The organism is Rhodococcus sp. BS-15, assembly GCF_000813105.1.
Classification (GTDB): Bacteria; Actinomycetota; Actinomycetes; order Mycobacteriales; family Mycobacteriaceae; genus Rhodococcoides.
Genome location: NZ_BAOX01000440.1, coordinates 1 through 2772 on the forward strand (window position 1 = coordinate 1; position 2772 = coordinate 2772).

Genomic DNA, 2772 nt, shown 5'->3' on the forward strand with positions numbered 1-2772 from the left:
CCGATGCCCTCACCGCCCCGGCCCCGCACCACACCCGTCCGGTTCGGTTCGTCTGGGTCAGGACCCCTGCGCTCCGACGCCGGCTGCTCGAGACGATGCGAGAGCAATGGCGAGCCGATCTGGCCGGCGACGGGCTGAGCGAGGAGCGGATCGCCGCCAGACTCGGCCGCGGCGACATCTTGTTCGACGCCCCCGAAATCGTGATCCCGTTCTGCGTGCCCGACGGCGCGCACTCGTACCCCGACGAGAGGCGTCGAACCGCGGAGGACACGATGTTCACCGTCGCGGTCGGTGCCGCCGTTCAGGGGCTGCTCGTCGCCCTCGCGGTGCGCGAACTGGGCAGCTGCTGGATCGGTTCGACGATCTTCGCCGCCGATACCGTGCGCGCCGAACTCGGCCTGCGCGCAGACTGGAAAGCGATGGGAGCCATCGCAATCGGGCACCCGAGCGAAACGCTGACCCTCAGGGATCCGGTGGTTCCCGGGTCCTCGCTACTGGAGCTCTGAGTCGTGTCGGAGTCGCCACTGCCTCATTCGACTTTGCCTCATTCGACACTGCCTCATTCGAAACTGTGGCACTCGGCTGCAACGACACTCGACCGATGGGCACCGTCGGATGCGGGCGAGGAATCGCTTCGGCACACCATGCTGGCGTTTCTCGACAGCAACCCGAACGCCTGCCTGCGCGCCAACGAGGCCGGCCATTTCACCGCATCCTCGTTGGTACTCGATACGTCGGGAACCCATGTGCTGCTGACGCTTCACCCGAAGGTCGGTCGGTGGATTCAACTCGGCGGACACTGCGAACCGACGGACGACACGGTTGTCGACGCGGCGCTGCGGGAGGCCACCGAAGAATCCGGGATCGCCGAGCTGACGGTCGATCCGCTGTTGCTCTCCGCGCACACGCACCCGATCACCTGCTCGCTCGGCAAGCCGACGCGGCACCTCGACCTGAGGTTTCTGGTGCGGGCTCCGGACGGCGCGCGAGCAGTGCGCAGCGAGGAATCGACCGATCTGCGCTGGTGGCCGGTCGATGCCCTGCCCGACGACGCCGAGCGCGAGACGATCGACCACCTCGTCTCGCTCGCTGGCCGCCGCCGCTAGGAGCGGTCTCGCGTCAGACGTCGGTGGAGAAACGCACTCCACCGTCGGGCAATTTGACCCCGGGCCACACGCGCGCGCCGCGGAGCAACTCGCAGCGAGCCCCGATGTCGGCACCGTCGCCGATGACTGCGTCGCGCACCAGTGCGCGGGGTCCGATGCGGGCACCGAAGCCGAGAATGGATCGCTCGACGACGGCCCCTGCTTCGACGATCGCACCGTCGAACACGACGGCACCGTCGAGTCGGGCACCCGCTCCGATCTCGGCACCGCGTCCGACGACGGTTCCACCGATCAGCAGGGCACCCGGTGCCACGCCTGCACCCGGGTGGACCAACGATTCGCCGCGATCACCGTGCAGTGCGGGCGACGGCGCGATGCCGCGAACCAGATCGGCCGAGCCCTTGACGAAATCCTCCGGTGTTCCCATGTCTCGCCAGTACGCACTGTCGACGTGCCCGTAGACCTTCTTGTCCTCGGCGAGCAAGGCGGGGAACACCTCTCGCTCCACCGACACCGGGCGATCGGATGGAATGGACTCGATGATCTCGCGTTTGAAGACGTAGCAGCCCGCATTGATCTGATCGGTCGGCGGATCCTGAGTCTTTTCGAGAAACGCTGTCACTCGGCCGGATTCGTCCGTCGGCACGCAACCGAACGCGCGCGGGTCACCGACGCGAACCAGGTGCAACGTGACATCGGCCTCGGTGGTTCGATGCGTGTCGAGGACAGCTGTCAGATCGGTGCCGCCCAGGACGTCGCCGTTGAAGACCATGACGTTCTCGGCGCGCAGACGCGGCAACACGTTTCTGATGCCTCCGCCGGTGCCCATCGGCTCGGTCTCGAAGACGTACTCGAGTTCGATACCGAGCGAGGATCCGTCCCCGAAATGCTGCTCGAACACTTCGGCTTTGAACGAAGTACCGAGAACCACGTGCTCGATACCCGCAGCCTTGATGCGCGCCAGCAGGTGCGTGAGAAACGGCAGCCCTGCGGTGGGAAGCATCGGCTTGGGTGCCGAGAGCGTCAGCGGCCGGAGCCGAGTTCCCTTGCCGCCCACCAAGATGACTGCGTCGGTACGTGCGGCGACCGATGTGGAACTATCCGACATGTCCAGCCTCTGTTCTCTCGTCCGATTCTCGTCCGTCAACTGCACGCGCCCGAAGCGCCGAGGCCACAACGATCTTCGAGCGAAGACCGAGACCGCCGCGCAGTGCCCATCGTAAGGGAGCCTGCCACGTCCGGTCGTGCCGATCGGCCTGGAAGCGGTACGCGCTGGTGTGATGTGCGGGCAACATCACTTCCGGATGCCGTCCTGCCGCATGGCCTTTCGAGTGGGTCACCTCGACGTCGGGAACGTAGACGTTGTGCCAGCCCGCTCTGCCGAGCCGGTCGCCGAGATCCACGTCCTCCATGTACATGAAGTAGCGCGAGTCGAATCCACCGATCGAGTCGAACGCCGAACGCCGCAGCAACAGACAGGATCCCGACAGCCACCCCACCGGCCGCTCGCTGACCGTCTCGTTCTCCTGGCGATACCGCCGAGTCCACGGGTTCGTCGGCCAGAGCTTGCCCAACACCGCGTGGCCCGCACCGGACGTGAGATCGGGCACCGACCGCGCCGACGGGTACCGCGAGCCGTCGGGCTCGCGAATGAGCCGGTCCGAGA

The 2772-nt window shown here is 66.6% G+C and carries 4 protein-coding genes; 2 read left to right on the forward strand and 2 right to left on the reverse strand.

The features are described 5' to 3' along the window. On the forward strand, nucleotides 1–506 hold a 506-nt coding region (locus RHBS_RS26435), incomplete at its 5' end, for a nitroreductase family protein (protein WP_187298648.1). A gap of 138 nt (nucleotides 507–644) precedes the next feature. Then, nucleotides 645–1106, forward strand: a complete 462-nt coding sequence (locus tag RHBS_RS26440) for an NUDIX hydrolase (protein WP_128646844.1) — start codon at nucleotides 645–647, stop codon at nucleotides 1104–1106. A 13-nt stretch (nucleotides 1107–1119) separates the two neighbouring features. Here RHBS_RS26440 and RHBS_RS26445 read toward each other — a convergent pair whose 3' ends face one another. Next, nucleotides 1120–2214, reverse strand: a complete 1095-nt coding sequence (locus RHBS_RS26445) for a sugar phosphate nucleotidyltransferase (RefSeq protein ID WP_121870296.1) — start codon at nucleotides 2212–2214, stop codon at nucleotides 1120–1122. Then, nucleotides 2204–2772, reverse strand: a 569-nt coding sequence (locus tag RHBS_RS26450) for a glycosyltransferase (RefSeq protein ID WP_145977625.1), incomplete at its 5' end; no start/stop codon positions are given. The genes RHBS_RS26445 and RHBS_RS26450, both read right to left, overlap by 11 nt.